Origin of the sequence: Hydrogenivirga caldilitoris (assembly GCF_003664005.1) — a bacterium.
GTDB classification, from domain to species: domain Bacteria; phylum Aquificota; class Aquificia; order Aquificales; family Aquificaceae; genus Hydrogenivirga; species Hydrogenivirga caldilitoris.
Window position 1 is genome coordinate 1284998 of record NZ_RCCJ01000001.1, and the last position, 18069, is coordinate 1303066.

General features: G+C 44.5%; 20 protein-coding genes and 1 tRNA gene. 6 read left to right on the plus strand and 15 right to left on the minus strand.

What is annotated here, in order from left to right; genetic code table 11:
• Window position 1 precedes the first annotated feature (1 nt).
• From BCF55_RS06995 to BCF55_RS07050, 12 genes are all read right to left on the minus strand, one after another.
• On the minus strand, window positions 2–907 hold the full coding sequence (locus BCF55_RS06995; protein ID WP_425480289.1) for an IS5 family transposase: 906 nt from the start codon (window positions 905–907) through the stop codon (window positions 2–4).
• Between the two features lie 119 nt (window positions 908–1026).
• Window positions 1027–1779: a hypothetical protein gene (locus BCF55_RS07000; RefSeq protein ID WP_121011987.1), complete on the minus strand. Its 753-nt coding sequence runs from the start codon at window positions 1777–1779 to the stop codon at window positions 1027–1029.
• Complete coding sequence (locus BCF55_RS07005) at window positions 1769–2203, minus strand: hypothetical protein (protein ID WP_121011990.1); 435 nt, start codon at window positions 2201–2203, stop codon at window positions 1769–1771. The genes BCF55_RS07000 and BCF55_RS07005 overlap by 11 nt, the downstream gene beginning before the upstream one ends.
• A gap of 114 nt (window positions 2204–2317) precedes the next feature.
• Entirely contained in the window at window positions 2318–3436 is a 1119-nt protein-coding gene (gene xerA / locus BCF55_RS07010; RefSeq protein ID WP_211322886.1) for a site-specific tyrosine recombinase/integron integrase, read from the minus strand.
• A gap of 117 nt (window positions 3437–3553) precedes the next feature.
• A tRNA-Asn gene (locus tag BCF55_RS07015) sits at window positions 3554–3629 on the minus strand.
• 30 nt (window positions 3630–3659) lie between these two features.
• Window positions 3660–5060: a replicative DNA helicase gene (gene dnaB / locus BCF55_RS07020; RefSeq protein WP_121011993.1), complete on the minus strand. Its 1401-nt coding sequence runs from the start codon at window positions 5058–5060 to the stop codon at window positions 3660–3662.
• 11 nt (window positions 5061–5071) lie between these two features.
• Window positions 5072–5455 carry a RidA family protein gene (locus BCF55_RS07025; RefSeq protein WP_121011996.1) on the minus strand — a complete coding sequence of 128 codons (384 nt, stop codon included), beginning with the start codon at window positions 5453–5455 and terminating at the stop codon, window positions 5072–5074.
• A gap of 42 nt (window positions 5456–5497) precedes the next feature.
• A complete protein-coding gene (dnaK, locus tag BCF55_RS07030; RefSeq protein WP_121011999.1) occupies window positions 5498–7384 on the minus strand; it encodes a molecular chaperone DnaK in 1887 nt (628 codons plus the stop codon).
• Window positions 7385–7520: 136 nt separating this feature from the next.
• On the minus strand, window positions 7521–7994 hold the full coding sequence (locus BCF55_RS07035; protein ID WP_121012002.1) for a chemotaxis protein CheW: 474 nt from the start codon (window positions 7992–7994) through the stop codon (window positions 7521–7523).
• A 10-nt stretch (window positions 7995–8004) separates the two neighbouring features.
• Window positions 8005–9888: a chemotaxis protein CheA gene (locus BCF55_RS07040; protein ID WP_121012005.1), complete on the minus strand. Its 1884-nt coding sequence runs from the start codon at window positions 9886–9888 to the stop codon at window positions 8005–8007.
• A complete protein-coding gene (locus tag BCF55_RS07045; RefSeq protein WP_121012008.1) occupies window positions 9885–10850 on the minus strand; it encodes a chemotaxis protein CheV in 966 nt (321 codons plus the stop codon). Before BCF55_RS07045 ends, BCF55_RS07040 begins: the two co-directional genes overlap by 4 nt.
• Entirely contained in the window at window positions 10840–11115 is a 276-nt protein-coding gene (locus BCF55_RS07050; RefSeq protein ID WP_121012011.1) for a methyl-accepting chemotaxis protein, read from the minus strand. Before BCF55_RS07050 ends, BCF55_RS07045 begins: the two co-directional genes overlap by 11 nt.
• Before the next feature lie 106 nt (window positions 11116–11221).
• Here BCF55_RS07050 and BCF55_RS07055 point away from each other — a divergent pair, with 106 nt between their 5' ends.
• From BCF55_RS07055 to BCF55_RS07080, 6 genes are read left to right on the plus strand one after another with little or no spacing between them, the layout of a single operon-like run.
• Entirely contained in the window at window positions 11222–12190 is a 969-nt protein-coding gene (locus tag BCF55_RS07055) for a flagellar motor switch protein FliM (RefSeq protein ID WP_121012014.1), read from the plus strand.
• Window positions 12187–12744 (plus strand): protein phosphatase CheZ, encoded by a 558-nt coding sequence (locus BCF55_RS07060; protein WP_121012017.1) that lies wholly within the window; start codon window positions 12187–12189, stop codon window positions 12742–12744. Before BCF55_RS07055 ends, BCF55_RS07060 begins: the two co-directional genes overlap by 4 nt.
• 11 nt (window positions 12745–12755) lie before the next feature.
• Entirely contained in the window at window positions 12756–13139 is a 384-nt protein-coding gene (locus BCF55_RS07065; protein WP_121012021.1) for a chemotaxis response regulator CheY, read from the plus strand.
• Between the two features lie 8 nt (window positions 13140–13147).
• Window positions 13148–14089, plus strand: coding sequence for a methyl-accepting chemotaxis protein (locus BCF55_RS09845; RefSeq protein WP_121012024.1), 942 nt, complete (start codon window positions 13148–13150; stop codon window positions 14087–14089).
• Window positions 14089–14586, plus strand: coding sequence for a J domain-containing protein (locus tag BCF55_RS07075; protein ID WP_121012027.1), 498 nt, complete (start codon window positions 14089–14091; stop codon window positions 14584–14586). Before BCF55_RS09845 ends, BCF55_RS07075 begins: the two co-directional genes overlap by 1 nt.
• A complete protein-coding gene (locus tag BCF55_RS07080; RefSeq protein ID WP_121012030.1) occupies window positions 14552–15157 on the plus strand; it encodes a PilZ domain-containing protein in 606 nt (201 codons plus the stop codon). The genes BCF55_RS07075 and BCF55_RS07080 overlap by 35 nt, the downstream gene beginning before the upstream one ends.
• Here the strand turns inward: BCF55_RS07080 and glmU are convergent.
• The 3 genes from glmU to BCF55_RS07095 are packed head-to-tail and all read right to left on the minus strand — an operon-like array spanning window position 15154 to window position 18031.
• Entirely contained in the window at window positions 15154–16542 is a 1389-nt protein-coding gene (glmU, locus tag BCF55_RS07085; RefSeq protein WP_121012033.1) for a bifunctional UDP-N-acetylglucosamine diphosphorylase/glucosamine-1-phosphate N-acetyltransferase GlmU, read from the minus strand. The two genes, BCF55_RS07080 and glmU, sit on opposite strands and share 4 nt — an antisense overlap.
• 11 nt (window positions 16543–16553) lie before the next feature.
• A complete protein-coding gene (gene lpxA, locus BCF55_RS07090; protein ID WP_121012036.1) occupies window positions 16554–17339 on the minus strand; it encodes an acyl-ACP--UDP-N-acetylglucosamine O-acyltransferase in 786 nt (261 codons plus the stop codon).
• Window positions 17336–18031, minus strand: a complete 696-nt coding sequence (locus BCF55_RS07095; protein ID WP_121012039.1) for a CinA family protein — start codon at window positions 18029–18031, stop codon at window positions 17336–17338. Before BCF55_RS07095 ends, lpxA begins: the two co-directional genes overlap by 4 nt.
• Window positions 18032–18069 lie beyond the last annotated feature (38 nt).

The window sequence follows — 18069 nt, forward strand, 5'->3', positions numbered from 1 at the left end:
CTCATACCACCTGAGCCATCATCAGCGTGTTCATTATCCCAACCATAAACACAAGCTCCTTCCTCATGTTATCAAACCTCTTGCTCACTACATACTCTCCAAACCATCGCTTGAAGGTTGAAAAGAAGCTCTCAATAAGCCACCTCTTGCCATATCCCACCGCCTCCTTCCATTTCTTCTTCCCCTTCCTTATCTGCCTTATCACCCTGTCCCTCACGGGATTTCCTTTTATCTTAGCCCCCTTTCTCACAAGTACTGCAGGCTCTATACCTTCCTCTCCTAAATACCTGAAGAACTCATGAGTATCATATCCCGCATCCGCTATAACCTTGCTAACCCTCTTCCCTTTTCCCTCTGCCTTCTTCTTTGACTTCTCTATAAGCTCTTTAGCCTTCTGGGAATCATGAACTCTCTCATCTGTTACTTTCATAGCCACCACCTTCTTCCTCTTCAGGTCTAAGGCTACGTGTAGCTTTATCCACCCTTTCCTTGTCTTCTTCCCATGCTTCTTCCTTAGCCACTCCCCTCTATTTGTTACCTTCACTCCCGTAGAGTCAAGAATGATTACAAAGTCGTCAGGTAGTTCTTCAGGATCAGGAAAGTCAGATAGGTTGAAGTTAGAGGTTGTGAACCTATAGTGGAGTGTTCTAAAGTTAGGCACCTTTAGTCCCAAGGAACCGAATAACTCTCTTGTAAGTCCTTCAGTTTGCCTGTAGGGAAGTCTGAGGGCAAACTTTATGAATAGCAGAACCCAGATAAGCTGCCATGGATATGTATATGGTCTTTCCCGCTTCTTTGCTTTTTCCTCCCTTGGGCTGAAATTGGAGGAGTCAATTAGAATCTCTCCTCTCTTAACAGGCTCCTCGTTATACTCTCTCCAGTTCCTGCCTATGGACAGGTATTTTATCTAATACAGCCTTGTTGGACAACGTTCCGAGCGTATCTAAAGTTCCGCTGAAGCGGAATTTGGGCGGAGCGTCGAAGGCGCGAAGCTAGATTCGTTCTGTTAGGCGACGTGTGTGCTTTTCAAATCGTAATTACCTCACTTCTTCTATATTTTGAGTATATTTGAGCAGAGGATGAAAATACTCCCAAAAATATATTTACACTATACCTATTTTGAAGACTTCTCTTGATGAGATCGGTATGATAACCACCTTTTCCCGAAACTATCAATGAAGGTGCTATATGAGCGGGTCGATTAGATTTGTTCTTCTTCTTAAGAAGAGAAGGCATTAATTCATTTACGATCCCGATAAAATTAATAATCATCTCGGGAGAGGGGTTATAATGTTTTGCTTCTGCAAAGGAAATCAGAGACTCATTTGGAATGAAGTAGAGTTTTCGCATACCTCGGTAATATCGCCAATCTCTTTTGGAAGCAATGTTATTTTCACATATCACGATATCTGGGGTGATAAAAATATTACTATCATGTTTCGATTGTACTGGAATATTGTGGCGGATCTCATACTGAAAAGTTTTTGGATTTTTTCGGTAGAGGTAAGTTTTTGAAACGATAAAATAAGAAAAATTATGTGGGTATCCTAAAGGTCCCAATTTATATTTGAAACTTCGAGTCTTTTCATCCAAATTTTTTACTTGGACAGTGAATCCCGAATTTTCATAGTATTTGATGATATAGTTGTAACATGAAATTTCGAAATATGTGGAGATTTTTGAGGTATGTTGAATTAAAGTGCTGCCATATTTTTCTAGAAAATTATTAATTCCCCATATTAATAGTCTCTTATCCTTGAAGGGACTTTTATGATTCATATTTGTCTCTCTCTTTAAGTTCCTTTATATTTTGCAAAAACTCTTCTATCCTATCAAAATCGAAAAATCTAGCATTAAAACCAAATCTATTTAAAATCCTCTCGAATTCTTGAACAGCACTGGAAAGCTCTATTAAATTCTCTGGTGTTAATTTAATAGAACCTACTTTCACATTTGGGACACCTAATCGGTTCACACGATTTGTAAATTCAACACTTCCAGAAATTGGATCAATCACTCTTCTATAAAATATACCTAAAGAAAGTAAGTATTTGACTACTTCGACATCTTCATCTTCAAGCCATTGGTATTTATCTGGTTTCCTTTTTAATAGGTACTCTAATTCTCTTTCCCTTGACTTGTATTCCGAAATTATCTGATTCCGCAATTCAGACGGCAAATTCTCAATAAAACTCAGTACCATGGTAGAACCTCGTCCTCCATATGTCGCCTAACTCAATCATATCCGCATTGCGGATATCCTGATGATTTGGTGGTATATACGCAATATTGCGGATATACATCCCTCTGGGTGCAATCATGGTTTCCTCTCCTTAAAAATTGTGTCAATAGGGCTTTTTATACTTGCTATGCTTGCTTTACTAACATGTGTATAAATCTCCGTTGTTTTACTACTTTTATGTCCGAGTATTTCCTGAATGTATCTTAAATCAATCCCACTTTCAAGAAGATGGGTAGCAAAACTATGTCTTAATGAATGAACTGTTACATCCTTTTTTATTCCTGCCTTCCTGCATGCCTGTTTGAAGATTGCCTGAACGGTCCTTGTTGAAATGTGCCCGCCTTTCCTTGCACCTTCAAATAACCATTTTGAAGGCTTGTATTCCTTATAATACTCTCTTAAAATCTTCAAAGCAGTTTGAGAGAGAATTGTATATCTGTCCTTACGCCCTTTGCTGCCTTTGATATGAATTAGTCCTCTCTCTGAATCAATATCCTCGGGCTTGAGTTTTACCACCTCTCCAACTCTTAAACCTGCTGAATATACTACCATCAATATTACCTTATGTTTAATGTTGGAAGGTGCATTCAAAATTTTATGAACCTCTTCTTTGCTCAAAACTACAGGTAATTTTTTATCCTTTTTAGGACGCTTTACTTCATAGATAAACTCCTTTCCTAAAACTTCTCCATAATAAAATTTCAGTGCATTTATAATAATGTTCAAAGTAGAAGTAGCTACTCTCTTTTTCTCTACCATATAATAAAGATACTTTTTAATATCTTCATTTTTGATCTCCTCTGATTTCTTCCCTGCAAATAGGAGAAAATCTCGATTGTACCGCACATAAGATTTAATTGTTTTTCTGGAATATTTCCTTATTGAAAGTTCCCTTTGCAATGGGATAAGATAAAAGTAAGGGTCAATAAAAAGATTTTCACCAAAAAGATTTTGAAGTTTTGCTATTAAACCATCACTGTAAGGAACTTCCCAATATTTTCCTTGTGGATTCCATTTCCTTCCAGAAACTGTCTTTATTTTCCTTATCAATTCCTGATCATAAGGAACACGGATTATAACCTTGTTATCCTTTCCAGATTCAATTTTCACAGCAGGGATTTTTCCTTCCCTTGTAGTTTTTAAATATTTTGCGGTCTCCTTAAGGGTCATTATTTCAGAGAGACCTTTTATCATAAGGTTAACTCCTTCATACGATAATTGATATATAGCAAAAGAAAAGCAAAAGGTCAAGTTCCTCTGTGCGGGTAAGTCGGAAGGAGACTCTGAAGGAGTTTGAAACAGCTATCAAAATGGCTCCGGGGGAGGGATTCGAACCCCCGACCAGGTGGTTAACAGCCACCCGCTCTGCCGACTGAGCTACCCCGGATGCAGAACTTTAATTTTATCCTTCGGTTCTTCAAAAATCAAGGTCGTAGTCCTCATCGGAGAAGCTCTCTTCCTCTTCAAATATTTCCTCTTCCGCCTCTCCAACAGGTGTGGTAAGGGAGGCAAACTTAGCGAAGTCTTTTATGAACGCAACCTTTATTATGCCTGTTGGACCCTGTCTCTGTTTTGCAACTATAACCTCTGCTATACCCTTTTCCTCTGGGGAAGGATTCTTCTTGTAATACTCCGGTCTGTGAAGGAATATTATCAGGTCTGCATCCTGCTCTATCTGTCCTGACTCCCTCAGGTCTGCCAACTGTGGACGCCTGTCACTCCTGTGCTCTACCTGCCTTGAGAGCTGGGCAAGAGCCAGCACCGGAATTGAGAGTTCCTTCGCAAGGGCTTTGAGATTTCTTGATATCTCTGCAACCTCCTCCTGACGGGAGGATTTCCTAACGGGTGAGCGAAGCATTTGAAGATAGTCAACAGCTATGAACTCAATCCCTTTTTCTTTCTTAAGCTTCCTTGACTTTACTCTAAGCTCGGTGGTAGTTAAAGCTGGGGTATCATCTATATATATCTCTGCCTTTGAAAGCTCCAAAGCCGCAGAGAGGAGCTTTTCCCTTTCATCATCGGTAATAAATCCAGACCTCAGCTTCTGAAGGGGAACCTCAGCCATACCTGAAAGCAGCCTCATAACGAGCTGTTCCTTGCTCATCTCAAGGGAGAATATAGCAACGGGTTTCTCTTCCACGAAGGCAGCGTGACTTACCAGTGTGAGCATAAAGGAGGTTTTACCCATACCCGGACGGGCGGCAAGGACTATAAGGTCTGAAGGGTGAAAACCCGTGGTCATCATATCAAGTTCGGTGAACCCGGTTGAGAGTCCGGTAACGAGCCTCTCTGTTTTACGGAACTTGTCTATTATCTCTATCACCTCTCGGGCAACATCCTTAATATGGTGGTAATGGGTAACCGTCGTCTTTTCTGATATCTCAAATATCTTTGATTGGGCGACCTCTATTATCGTGTTGAAATCCTGAAGCTCTTTGACATCCTTTATCAGGTTCACCGAAAGCTCAAGAACAGACCTGAGACCTGCCTTCTCCTTAACTATTCTGCACGCTGTTTCCAAAGTATTTATAGGCGCAGCCTCTTCGTATATGCCGAGTATCCACTCAAAGGGCAGTCTCTCCTCAAGACCTTCCTTCCTGATATAGTCCCCGAGAATTACCTCGTCCCAGTTATTTCCGTGCTCCTGCCAGAGTTTGACTATTATATTGAACAGGAGTTTATGCTCCTCTATGTAAAAGTCTTCCTCGGTGAGATACTCAAGGACAACGGGTATATTGTCCGGGTCGGCGAGCATCGTGCCGAGAACCGACCTCTCAGCAGCCGGGTCGTGGGGAGGTTTTATGTTAAGAGAAAGCATACTTAATAAATTTAAACCTTTACAGCGGTAACCTCTACTTCTATTTGAGCACCCAAGGGGAGTTCTTTTACCCCAACGGTAACACGAGCAGGCTTTGGTTCTATCCCTTGAAAGAAGCTCTCATAAAGGGAGTTAAACTCTTTGAACTTCGTTATATCTGTCAGGTATATAACCACCTTAACTATGTCTCCCTTTGAGTAGCCTGCCTCCTGTAATACGGCTTCCACATTCTTAAGAACTTGCTCAGCCTGCCCCTCAAAGCTTTCCCTCAGCCGATTAGTCCCAGGGTCTATACCTATCTGTCCAGAGACGTAAAGGGTCCCATTAACTTCAATAGCTTGGGAGTAAGGACCAACGGGTGCAGGGGCGCCCTCTGTAAAAATAGCCCTCTTCATAAAAAGAGATTATAAAAGGAAGGGGAGGCAGGATGGAAGGACTTAATCAACGGGCTTGGCATCTACAACGTCATCTCCGCCTTCCTTCTTATCCCCTTCCCCTGCCTGTTTGCCAGCACCTTCATATATACTGGAACCGACCTTAGAGGAAACGTTCAGAACTTTGTCCATAACAGTCTTAATCTCCTCTACCGATTGGGCTTCCTGCATGACCTTCTTAGCTTCCTCCACAACTTCCTGGGCTTCCTTCACTGTATCTTCTGGAAGCTTGTCCTTGTTCTCGTTCACTATCTTCTCAAGGTTGTAAACCAGCTGGTCAAGCTGGTTCTTGGTTTCTATGAGCTCTTTCTTCTTCCTGTCCTCCTCTGCGTGAGCCTCCGCCTCTTTAACCATTTTCTCTATCTCCTCCTGAGTGAGCCCAGAAGAGGGCTGAATCTTTATAGACTGTTCCTTACCCGTACCCAGGTCCTTGGCTGTAACGTGGAGGATGCCGTCTGCGTCTATATCAAAACATACCTCTATCTTGGGGACACCCCTAGGTGCTGGAGCTATCCCTGTAAGGAAGAACTTTCCTAAAGACTTGTTGTCCTTTGCCAGGGGTCTCTCACCCTGCAGGACGTGAATCTCAACCTCAGTCTGGAAGTCTGCTGCCGTTGTGAACACCTCACACTTTTTATAGGGTATAGGAGTGTTTCTCGGAATAAGCGTCGTCATCACACCTCCGTATGTTTCAACACCCAGCGATAAGGGAGTAACGTCAACGAGGAGTATCTCCTTAACCTCTCCCGAAAGGACACCAGCCTGTATAGCAGCTCCAACCGCAACAACCTCATCGGGGTTAACCCCCTTATGGGGCTCCTTACCGAAGAATTCTTTAATCCTTTGCTGTACAAGAGGTATCCTTGTAGAACCTCCAACGAGAACCACGTCATCTATATCCTGGGGTTTTAACTTGGCATCCTCAAGAGCTTTCTTGACTATATCCATGGTCCTATCTATGAGGTCTTTAATCATCTCCTCAAGCCTTGCTCTGGTCAGCTTCTTCTGAAGGTGAAGAGGCTGGTTGCTATTTGGGTCTATGGTTATGAAAGGAAGGTTTATCTCCGTCTCAAGTTTGAAGGAAAGCTCCTTCTTAGCCTGCTCTGCCGCCTCTTTGAGTCTCTGAAGGGCGGTTTTATCTCCCTTGAGGTCTATACCCGTCTCCTTCTTGAATTCTCCTATGAGCCACTCCATTATTCTCTCATCTATGTTTGCTCCACCCAGATGGGTATCTCCACTCGTAGCCTTAACCTCTATAACACCGTCTCCCCCTTCAAGGATTGAAACATCAAAGGTTCCACCTCCGAAGTCATAAACCAGTATCTTGACGTCGTTCTTCTTATCCAGACCATACGCAAGAGCCGCAGCCGTAGGTTCGTTAAGAATTCTGAGGACTTCCAGTCCCGCTATCCTGCCTGCATCCTTCGTTGCTTGCCTTTGCCTTTCATTAAAGTAGGCAGGCACAGTTATTACAGCCTTTGTAATCTTCTCTCCGAGGTAAGCTTCGGCTGCCTCCTTTAGCTTCCTTAAAACATGAGCTCCAACCTCTTCAGGTCTTACCAGCTTTCCAGCGTTAGGAACGTCAAAGGCAGCGTCTCCTTTATCGTCCGCGACAACCTTGTAAGAGACCCTTTTGGCTTCCTCCTTTACCTCTTCGTACTTCCTACCTATAAACCTCTTGGACTCGTATATGGTGTTCTCAGGGTCCAAGACGGCTCTCCTCTTTGCCGGTTCTCCAACTAAAATCTCCTTATCCTTCGTCCACGAAACTACAGAGGGTGTTAATCTTGCTCCCTCCTGATTCTGTATAACTTGGGGTTCATCCCCTATTATCACCGCAACTACAGAGTTCGTTGTCCCAAGGTCTATACCAAGAACCTTCTCCGCCATCCTTCACACCTCCTCTTTTCTGAAAGATATTTTAAACCTTTAGTCTTTCTATGTCAAGTTTTATAAAAAGAACTTTATTAACTTACAAAGAGCCAAACCTCAACCTATGAGATACCAGTGTTTGGATTCGGGGTACTTAGTCCTTCTTTACTATTGAATTTATAAGTCTATCAACGTCAAGTATCTCCATCAGACCGTACTCGGTCTGTGCTACATTGCTCACAAAGGCACTGTATCTGCCCGCCATAGGGTTGGGTTCAAGCTTCTCCTGGGGAACCCTTACAACTCCTATTATTCTGTCCACCAGAACCCCAGCCTTTCCGTGAACGGAATCAAGCACGACTATCCTTGTCGTTTCCCTCTCCTCTCTCAAACCCAGGAGCTGTTTCAGGGATAGAACGGGGATTATCTCCCCTCGCAGATTTATCACACCCACGATGTAACTGGGGGTGTAAGGTACCTTAACCGCATCAAGGACCTTTGATATCGTCAACGTCTTTTTCAGGGGTATACCTATCAGCTCCCTTTCAAGAGATATACCGAGAAACTCTTCAACACCTGTGAGAGCCACGCTCGGCTTTGTCTCTCCAACCGGCATTATGTCAGCCATAACATTCACCTCAAACAAGACTTAATGTTCTCATCTCACGCTTCAGTATTCCATCAAGGTCAAGTATGAGCACAACCTTTCCGTCCCCCGTTATGGTAGCTCCAGATATGCCCTGTATCTCACCTATTATCTTCCCTAAAGGTTTAACGACTACCTCCTCGTCTCCAAAGAGCTCTTCCACAGTAAACGCTACCTTCTGGCTTCCAACCTGTGAAACTATAACGTAACCTACGTTCCCCCCACCCATCTCAAGGGCTTCCCCAAGGTTTATTAGAGGTATAGTAAGCTCCCTAAGTATAAGGACTTCCTTGCCGGAAACCGTTGTAATCTGAGCGTCCTCGCCCTGAATTATCTCAAGGACAGAGTATATGGGTATGGCGAAGAGTCTTCCACCTACTGAAACGAGAAGAGAACGGATTATCCCAACTGTGAGAGGGAAGGACAGGATTATCCTGGTTCCGTTGTTATGCTCGGTCTCAATATCTATAGTTCCCCTGAAAGCGGAGACTGTATTCATAACCACATCCATCCCTACACCCCTTCCCGAAACTTGCGAAACTCCTTCAGCTGTTGAGAAACCAGGATGGAATATTAGAAAGAGGAGGTCCTTTTCGGTCATCTTTTCAGCCCTGTCGGGAGAAATTATGCCCTTTTCAAGGGCTTTCTTCTTCACCCTCTCAATGTCTATGCCCCTCCCGTCATCAGCTATCTCAATAAATATTCTGTCTCCATGGTAATAGGCACTGAGCTTCACAGTGCCTTTTCTGGGTTTGCCAAGTCTTACCCTCTCATCGGGGAGTTCTATCCCATGATCCACAGCGTTCCTTATAAGGTGTATAAGAGGCTCTTCCAGCTTCTCAAGGACGGTCTTATCCATCTCTGCATCTTCACCCTCAAGGACAAGCTCAACTTCCTTACCCAACATCCTCGCGAGGTCTCTTACAACCCTGGGAAACTTCTGAAAGAGTCTCTTTACCGGTTGCATACGGGTTTTCATAACGGCAAGTTGCAGGTCTCCAACTATCCTGTCAAGGGAGGACATCACGGTCTCAAACTCATCAACAGTCTTTGACTGATACTCTTCATAAAGCTTTTGGAACACCCTGAGGAGTCTGTTTCTCTCAAGAACAAGCTCCCCAACTAAGTTCATGAGAGCTTCTATCTTTTGAACATCTATCCTCAAAATCTTCTCGCCTTCCGCTTTTACAGGTGCTTTCTTCGTTTCCGGCAAGACTTCCTCTTTCTCTTCAGGCTTAGGTTCTCCTTCTAACTCCTCTTGAACTGTTTCAAGAGCCCTTTCCTCCGGAAGTGCAACCTCCTCGGGAGCCCCACCGCTCGCCACTATCTTGTCAAGCTCATCTATCAGTTCAAGGGGTCTCTCATCAGGAGGAAGGAGTATCAGCTCCTCAAGTATATCCTCAATGGGCTTGCCCTTAAGATGAGCGAATCCGTATCTTTCAAGAAGGTCATCTATACTGCTCTCTCCTTCCCCTTTTTGGGCAACTGCGCTTCCAGACTGAAGCTCCCTGAGCCTTTCTATCAGGTCTCTTGGGGTTTCAACCTGTTCACCGGACTCATAAAGGGAAAGAGCAGAACGTATAAAATCAACCGCTTCAAGCACAGCATCGTTTATCTCCGGGGTCAAGGTGAGCTCCCCACTTCTCAGCTTTCCGAGAACATCCTCCGCAGCATGGGCTACTTCAACTATGGCGTTCAGCCCAAGAAAACCGGCACCCCCCTTGAGGGTGTGCATAGCCCTAAAGGTAGCGTTAAGGAGTTCCTCGTTTTTGGGGTCTCTTTCAAGCTCCAGCAGAGCCTCTTCAACCCTATGAAGGTTCTCCTCAGCTTCAACGACAAACTCATTGAATATCTCTCTCATATCGTCGCTTATCATACCTGCTCTCCTCTCATAGCAAGCTTATTAACCATCTCAAGAAGCTCCTCGGCATCAAACTTGACTATAAACCCGTCCGCGTTCACTCTGAAAGCTCTCTGTCTGTTGGACTCATCGCTCAGGGTCGTGTTCACAACAACTGGAAGTCCCATAAGTCCCACCGTTTCCTTTATCTTCTTGGTCAGGGTGAGCCCATCCATGTTAGGCATCTCTATGTCGGTTATGACAAGCTGAATAAACTCTGTGATAGCCTTACCTTCCTCCTTTGCCTTGTTGAAATATTCATTCAACAAGTTCCACGCCTCAAGTCCGTCCTCAGCGAGGATAACACTGTGGCCGGCAGCTTCAAGGATGTCCTTTACGATTTTCCTCGCAACGGGTGAGTCCTCAGCCACAAGTATGGTAGCTGACTTTTTAGTTTTCTTTGCCTCTTTATAGGCTTCGGCTTCGTGAAAGACCTTTAAGAGTCCTATGTCATGGAGGATACCTTCAAAGTCAAGGACTATAAGAAGCCCATCTTCCGTGTCCACAACTCCGGTTATCCTACCTCCCATCTTCTGGTTAAGGGTGTCCGGAGCCTTCTTTATATCCTTCCAGCTTATCCTCCTTATCCGCTTGGCATCGTGAACTATAACACCTACGTTCTCTCTGAGAAATTCAAGGTGTAGGAGAAGTTTCTTCCTCTCGGGAGGTTCATGTATACCCATCCAGCGGGCAAGGCTTATAACGGGGACAAGTTTTCCCCTAATCTCTGCCATACCCTCAACTTCTGGGGGGAGGTTTGGTACCTTTGTTATCTTTGGTATTCTGAGAACCTCCCTAACTTTTGCAACGTTAACCCCAAATATCCACTCGTAAACCCCTTCCTCCCTATCCTCATATATCCTGAAGTCAACTATCTCAAGCTCATTCTTCCCCGTTTCCAATATATCGGGAAGAGCACCCGTTCTCTCAGGCTTCATGCTTATCCTCCACACTCAGGGCTTTTGTAAGCTGGTCAACTATCGTCTTTATCTCCTTAGAAAGCTTGGAGGTGTTATCGGCAAGCTTTCTGAACTCCGTAGCAACAACAGCAAAACCCTTCCCAGCTTCGCCAACCCTCGCAGCTTCTATGGCAGCGTTGAGAGCAAGGAGGTTTGATTGCTTGGATATCTTCATAAGGTTCTCAGTTAACTTTGAAAGCTCCTCCATATACTTTGCACATTCCTGAACTTTCTCCTCAGCCATCCTAAAGCCTCCAGTTTTACATTATAGGTTTTATATCGGAATGTTAATACTAAAATCTATGAAAGGTTGATGCAAAATTCACGTTAGCTTTGCTATATTTAATCTCATGGCGGAAGAGGATTTCCTCTCTCAGGAAGAGATAGATATGCTCCTCCAAAGCCTCGGGAAGGAAGAGGAGAAGAGCGAAGAGCAGATTAAGTATAGACCTTTTGACATAAACGAGCTTGAGAGGATATCACCAACAAGGCTCGTGAAGCTTGAGCAGGTGGTTAACAGATGGGTTGCAGGCGCTACCGTTGAACTAAGGGGGATAATCTTCAACCTTGACAACATATCCCTTTCCGGGATAAAAACGGAAAAGATATCAGACTTTGTTCTGAAGATACCCCTTCCGGCAGCGATAGCAGTCCTGCAGATAGAGTCCTTGAACGGCAGAGTTTACATGGTATTAGACACACGTCTTATATACACGATAATCAGCATAATATTTGGGGGACCTGCCCAGCCTTACAAGGTGGAAGGAAAGAGCTTTACCAAGTTTGAACAGAAAATAATAAACAACCTGATTGAGCTCCTCGTTAAGCACTTGAACAACACCTGGGTTGAGCTGGTTAGGGAAGGAGAAATTAGGTTTATAGGAATTGAAGATAATCCAAGGAGGCTTATAACAGTCAGCAGGAACGAGATAATGATAATAATAACTCTGGAAGTAGAGATAGAAGGCTTTAAAGGAAACATATACCTGGCGATACCCATGAAAACCATAGAACCGATAAAGGATATACTCAGGACTACAGACACCGAGAGTGGCAACTACAGGGACTTAATTCTTGCAAGCCTTATGAACACCTCAGTAACACTGGAGGCAACATTCCCGGTCATGAAGATGCGTGTAAGGGAACTCCTTGAGTTAAAAGAGGGAGATTTTGTACCCCTCTCTCCACGAGCTCCAAACTCGGTAACTGTTAAAGTTGCAGGCGTCCCCATGTTTACAGGAGTTCTTGGAGAGTCTTCAGGTAGAAAGGCTGTTAAAATAAAATCATTCGTTAAGCACCACGTTAGAGGAACAGAATGAAGGAACTTGAGGAGATAATCAAGGAGCTTATAAGCAACGTAAAAGAGCTTGAAAATGTAATAGAAGGCATTAAGAAACCGGTTAGTGAAAGCTCCCAACTCTTACCAGAAACTGCAAAGAACATTGAAGATGTTATGGTTTTCCTTGAGCAGACCTCACACACCATAATGAACTACCTTGAAAAGGTGAACGAGAACTCCGAGAGCATAGAAAAGGACGTTGAATTCCTGCTCTCCTTGAGCCCAATACCGAAAGTAAGGGAGAGGTTAGAGAATATAAAGGGCAAGAATCAGGAGAATTTAAAAATACTCATGGAGCTATACACCCACATGTCCTTTCATGACCTCGCAGGACAACAATTGAAAACCGTTTTGCAGGTTCTTGAAAATATTAAGAGAACTCTCTTAGACATAATTGTTTCCCATGTGGCAGCGGGCAAGAATCTGAAAGCTGAAGAGGTTTCTGGAATAAAAGGTAAGGTGAGTGAACTCCTGTCCCAGGATAGAATAAATCAGGAGGATGTTGATAAGCTCCTTGAAGAGTTTGGACTTTAGGAGGTTAGAGGATGCCGATGCCCCCTACCAGCATAAAGATTCTCGTGGTTGACGACATGAGCACTATGAGGAGGATAATAAAGACCATACTTAATCAGCTGGGTTATACAAACATAGAGGAAGCTGAGAACGGAAAACAAGCTCTTGCGAAGCTCAAAAAGGAGAAGTACGATTTTGTTGTGACCGACTGGAATATGCCTGAAATGGATGGACTCTCTCTAGTCAAAGCTATAAGGAACGATGAAGAGCTGAAACATATACCCATACTTATGGTAACCGCGGAAGCCAAAAAGGAGAATGTAATGGAAGCTCTGAAGGCCGGTGTGAACAACTACATAGTTAAGCCTTTCACACCGGAAGTGCTTAAGGAGAAGATGGAAAAGATATTCAAGTGAGGTGAGCTATGTTTTGGGGTAACAAGGAGGAGTTAAGGAAACTAGAGGGGGAACTCGCAAAGTGTAAGGAAGAGAACCTTCTTCTGAAAGAGCTTATGAACCTTATGGAGGAAGGTGTCATCCTATTTGAGAACGGAAAGATATACTTTATGAACGAGAAGGCAAGAGAGATATTAGGCGGCGGTTCACCCGAGGAACTTTCAACAGAGAACATAGAGATAGTAGCTCAGAGGCAAAACTTTTTGGTTTTCAGGGAGAAAAAGGAAGAGGTTAAAGAGGAGAAACCAAAAGAGGAAATTGAAGAAAAGTGCATTGAGGGTGTGACCTCAAGGATAGAGCCCCTCGTTGAAGAACTGAACAGGCTCTCATCTCAGTCAGCGGCAAGCTTTACCGAACTGGACGAGGTTTTCAGGATAGTTACGAATGGTTTAGCCATAGTACAGGAGATGAACGAAGCTGCAAGGAAAACAGAAGAATCTCTGAGAAAAGATATGGAGATAATAAACGAGCTAACCCACCAATCTGAGAACATTATCAAGATACTCTCCCTTATAAATGAGATATCTGAGCAGACAAACCTCTTAGCCCTAAATGCGGCGATAGAGGCTGCGAGAGCTGGGGAAATGGGAAGAGGCTTTGCGGTGGTTGCCGATGAGGTGAGAAGGCTGGCGGGGAAAACTATGGAGTTTACCGACAATATAGACAGTGTCCTTAAGGAGATAGGTAAGAAGATAAACGAGGCAAAGAAGCACATAGAGGAGGTGGCAAGGGAAGCTGACCTTCAGAAGGAGCAGTCTTCAAACGTTGAGGAGCTCTTCTATCTTGTACAGTACAGAATGGAAGCTCTAAAAAGCAAGTATGAGGAAGTCACTGCAAACCTTGAATCTCTAATGAGCCTGATGCAGGATACAGTGAGAGTGATAGAGTCCCGTTCTTCAGAGGGAAGCTGATGAGCTTCTTCTGCAAAAAGGTGATTGAGTATATGTACGAGAATCGTCTGAATCAGTTCATATCTTCCTTCTACGAGCTTTACCAGAGCTACAAAGACCTGGGAGAAGAGAGATTTCTCAGGGAATGGTTCCACCGTTCAATAATACGTAGCCTGCTCCTCTACTTCCCGCCTTCAACCCTTATAGACTCCTTTGGAGAGTTTGAGAGTTCAAAGGGACACCTACTGAAGACCTACGTGAAGACTTACTGGAGCTTTTGCAGAAATCCCAAGAAGCACCCCGTCAGAATTGAGGAAGCCATAGAGTTTTTCGGGCTTAAAAACCTCACAGAGTCAGAGCTGAAATCCTGCTACAGAAAACTTGTCAGGAGATACCATCCCGATAGGATTGGTAAAAGCAGAGAAGCCCACATGACCATGGTGAAGATAAACTATTATTATCAGATTCTCAGGAGGTATTTGAGTGACAGACGCAACCAAGCTCTTCCGGTCGGGTAAGCGCTACAGGGGATTCGCTCAAGTGAATGGAGGTTACCAACCGGTAGCCTTCACCCTTTACGCAGTAAATGAGAGAGAAGTCCGTCTTAAACACATCTTTCCAAACAGCCTTACGAGCAGGTTTAAAGAGGGTAACGTGATATACGTGCTAATAGAGGAAGAGAAGAGACTTATAGGGGAGCTCAGGGTTGTTGAAAATGACCCGGATAAGAAGTTTATCCTTGCCAGACTTGATTTTTTGACGGAGGATAGGAGAAAACTACCGAGGGTTTCTGTAGAAGGCAATTTGGATATAGAAGCGAAGTTAACCTGTGGAGGCAAGAGGTTTGAGGGTAAGGTCAGGGACATAAGTTTAGCCTCCGCCAGTATTGAAGTTGGCACAGACCTGAAAGAGCAGGAGTGTGAGGTTGAGCTCAACTACAGGGGTTTTAAAACGAGAGCGGCTGGAAAGGTTGTCAGGAGCTCAGGAGGAAGCGTAGTTATAGAATTTACCAGCGATGCGGACGATATAGCAAGCCTGCTAAGCAGGGTTTACTCAGACCTCTTCCTTAAACTCCAGAGAGAATCTTAGGAAGATAGAAGCTTTTTCCCTTTGCCTTTGAGAACCCTCTGCTCTCCCCTTTCCACGGCAAGGGCTTCATCGGGAACATCCTTAGTTATAACCGACCCACCAGCTATGTAAGCATAGTTCCCTATCTTAATAGGCGCCACGAGCAGTGAGTTGCTCCCTATAAAGGCATTTTCTCCTATCTCTGTTTTGTGTTTTCTTCTGCCATCGTAATTTGCCGTAACCACACCAGCTCCTATGTTTGCGTTATCCCCTACGGTTGCATCCCCTATATAGGCAAGGTGTTTAGCCTTTACCCTACTACCTAATCTGCTCTTCTTCACCTCAACGAAGTTGCCTATCTCACCCTTCTCGCCTATAACTGAATTCTCCCTCACGTGAGCGTAGGGTCCAACAATGGCACCAGCTCCGACCTTGCTCTTTCTTATAAAGGAGTAGGGCTCTACAACCACACCCTCTCCAAGCTCGGAGTCCTCTATGACCGCTCCCGTTTTCACCACAACATCCTTAGAGAGCTTCGTCTTCCCCCTCAGGGTTACGCCGGGGAATATCTCCACGTTTCTGGAAAGGGTTACATCGGGCTCTATCCAGACAGTTTCAGGGATATGGAAAGTTACGCCCTTTTCAGCCCAGAACTTTATCAGCTTGAGCCTGAGGATATTCTCAGCAAAACTGAGTTCCCAGCGGGTATTTATACCCAGTATCTCTGTCGGGTCAGAGGCCATAAAACTCCTCACCTCATAGCCCCTTGAAACCATGTAACTTACCACGTCAGTAAGGTAGAGCTCTCCGGTTACCTCGCTGGGCTTTATTTTGAAAAGTGCCTCAAGAAGGTAGGGCACATAGAACATATAGACACCGCCGTTCACCTCCCTTATATTCCTCTCCTGCGGGCTTGCGTCCTTCTCCTCCACAATTTTAAGTATTTTGTCAGTTCCCTCCTCCTTGACGATCCTTCCGTACCCGGTTGGGTCACTAAGCACCGAGGAAAGCACAACCCCGGCAAGCTTAACTTTTTCATACTCTTCAACAAGCATCAGGAAGCGCTGCATATTCTTTATGGTGTCAGAGGTGACAAGGGGTGTGTCCCCATTTATTATCAGGATGTAGCCCTCATGGTTTCTCCAGAAGTCCATTGAGGACAGTACCGCGTTCGCAGTTCCTCCCTTGGGATTTTCCTGCAAGAAATACTTAAAACCGTCACCGAGAGCCTTCTTCACCTCCTCAGCTCCGTATCCTACCACTATAGCGATGTCCTCTATACCTCCTCGCTCCACAGCGTTGACCACATACCAGAGCACGGGTTTCCCAAGAATTTCATGCAAGACCTTAGGTTTATCGCTCTTGAAACGTGAACCGAGCCCAGCGGCGAGGATAACAGCTTTCATATCTCCTCCTGTCAGGCGCCAGCATCCCTAGCGACGCCTCTCTTTGAGCTTTCTATAAAGTTTATCAGGAGCTCTACGTCTTCGTTATCTTTAAACTCTTTCTTCAATATATCAATAGCCTCTTTCCTCAGGAGATTGCTTCTGAATAGAATCCTGTAAGCCCTCTTTATAACCGCTATCCTCTCGGAGGAGAAGCCTCTCCTCTGCAGCCCGAGGGTATTTACGCCGTAGAGCTGAGCATGTTGACCGGAAGCCCTTGTAAAGGGAGGAATATCAAGGGATACGCCTGTAAGCCCTCCAACCATGGAGTAGGGACCTATCCTTGCCCACTGGTGAACTGCCGATAAGCCCCCGATGAAGGAGTACTCACCAACCTCAACGTGACCTCCCAAGGTAGCACAGTTTGCCATTATAACACCTCTTCCAACCACACAATCATGGGCTACATGGGAGTAAGCCATTAGCATAACATCGTCCCCTATTATAGTTTTCATCTTGTCAATCTTGGTTCCCCTGTGTATGGTTACGTACTCCCTTATGAGCACGTTATTTCCAACTATCACTTCGCTTTCCTCCCCCTCATACCTGAGGTGTTGGGGCTCTTCACCTATAACCGCACCATCATATATTCTGCAGTTTTCCCCTATTTTGGTCTTTCCTTTTATGGTAACCCTGTTGCCTATCTTAGTTCTATCGCCTATCTCAACCTTACCCTCTATGACGCAGAAAGCTCCTACCTCTACATCTTTGCCAAGCTTGACTTCGTCTCCAATTATTGCCGTTGGATGAACCTTCATGTTGCCTCCTCTAAGATAAGTTTCCTCAATTCATTAAATGCTACCTGAGAAGACAGAAAACGGTTGGGATTTCTACCCGCCCCGAAAACCCTCTCCTCTATATGGAACTTCTCTCTGTAATATACTCCTATGTACGTTAGTCCCTCAGGTTTGTGGTCTGAACCGCCAGGTCCAGCTACACCTGTTATCGCTATCCCTGCATCGGTTCCAAACTTTTTCCTCAGTCCCTCAAGCATCTCCAGGCACGTCTCCCTAGAAACAGCCCCAAACTCATTGAGTGTCTCCTCTTTAACACCGAGAAGCTTGACTTTCAATTGGTTTGAGTAAACCACGACGCCCCCTAAGAAATACTCCGAGCTCCCCGGAACGTTAACGATTCGTGCAGAAAGGAGTCCACCGGTGCAACTCTCAGCTGTACTCAAGGTTTCCCCTCTCCTCTTTAAAAGTCTTCCAACCACTTCCTCCATAGAGGAGGTGTCTGTGGAGTACATATTTATCCCAACTTTCTCCCTTGCCTTCCTCCAGTCCTCCTCCTTTTCAAAAAGTATATCAACACCTGAAAGGGTAACCTCAAGCTTAAAATCAAGTCCCCGTAAACTCACTTCAATCTCTTCCGGAGAGAGGTCAAAGGTTCTCAGTATAAAACCCTCTCTGAAGTCCTTTTCCTCAGAAAGACATACCTCACAACCCATAGATAGGAAGTTATTATAAAGGGAAACATCAGCGGCAA

Bases quoted from the DNA above. Each gene is read 5' to 3' on its own strand.
- BCF55_RS07000 (WP_121011987.1), bottom strand. From the start codon at position 1,779: ATGAATCATAAAAGTCCCTTCAAGGATAAGAGACTATTAATATGGGGA.
- BCF55_RS07005 (WP_121011990.1), bottom strand. From the start codon at position 2,203: ATGGTACTGAGTTTTATTGAGAATTTGCCGTCTGAATTGCGGAATCAG.
- xerA (WP_211322886.1), bottom strand. From the start codon at position 3,436: ATGATAAAAGGTCTCTCTGAAATAATGACCCTTAAGGAGACCGCAAAA.
- dnaB (WP_121011993.1), bottom strand. From the start codon at position 5,060: ATGCTTTCTCTTAACATAAAACCTCCCCACGACCCGGCTGCTGAGAGG.
- BCF55_RS07025 (WP_121011996.1), bottom strand. From the start codon at position 5,455: ATGAAGAGGGCTATTTTTACAGAGGGCGCCCCTGCACCCGTTGGTCCT.
- dnaK (WP_121011999.1), bottom strand. From the start codon at position 7,384: ATGGCGGAGAAGGTTCTTGGTATAGACCTTGGGACAACGAACTCTGTA.
- BCF55_RS07035 (WP_121012002.1), bottom strand. From the start codon at position 7,994: ATGGCTGACATAATGCCGGTTGGAGAGACAAAGCCGAGCGTGGCTCTC.
- BCF55_RS07040 (WP_121012005.1), bottom strand. From the start codon at position 9,888: ATGATAAGCGACGATATGAGAGAGATATTCAATGAGTTTGTCGTTGAA.
- BCF55_RS07045 (WP_121012008.1), bottom strand. From the start codon at position 10,850: ATGAAGCCTGAGAGAACGGGTGCTCTTCCCGATATATTGGAAACGGGG.
- BCF55_RS07050 (WP_121012011.1), bottom strand. From the start codon at position 11,115: ATGGCTGAGGAGAAAGTTCAGGAATGTGCAAAGTATATGGAGGAGCTT.
- BCF55_RS07055 (WP_121012014.1), top strand. From the start codon at position 11,222: ATGGCGGAAGAGGATTTCCTCTCTCAGGAAGAGATAGATATGCTCCTC.
- BCF55_RS07060 (WP_121012017.1), top strand. From the start codon at position 12,187: ATGAAGGAACTTGAGGAGATAATCAAGGAGCTTATAAGCAACGTAAAA.
- BCF55_RS07065 (WP_121012021.1), top strand. From the start codon at position 12,756: ATGCCGATGCCCCCTACCAGCATAAAGATTCTCGTGGTTGACGACATG.
- BCF55_RS09845 (WP_121012024.1), top strand. From the start codon at position 13,148: ATGTTTTGGGGTAACAAGGAGGAGTTAAGGAAACTAGAGGGGGAACTC.
- BCF55_RS07075 (WP_121012027.1), top strand. From the start codon at position 14,089: ATGAGCTTCTTCTGCAAAAAGGTGATTGAGTATATGTACGAGAATCGT.
- glmU (WP_121012033.1), bottom strand. From the start codon at position 16,542: ATGAAAGCTGTTATCCTCGCCGCTGGGCTCGGTTCACGTTTCAAGAGC.
- lpxA (WP_121012036.1), bottom strand. From the start codon at position 17,339: ATGAAGGTTCATCCAACGGCAATAATTGGAGACGAAGTCAAGCTTGGC.
- BCF55_RS07095 (WP_121012039.1), bottom strand. From the start codon at position 18,031: ATGGGTTGTGAGGTATGTCTTTCTGAGGAAAAGGACTTCAGAGAGGGT.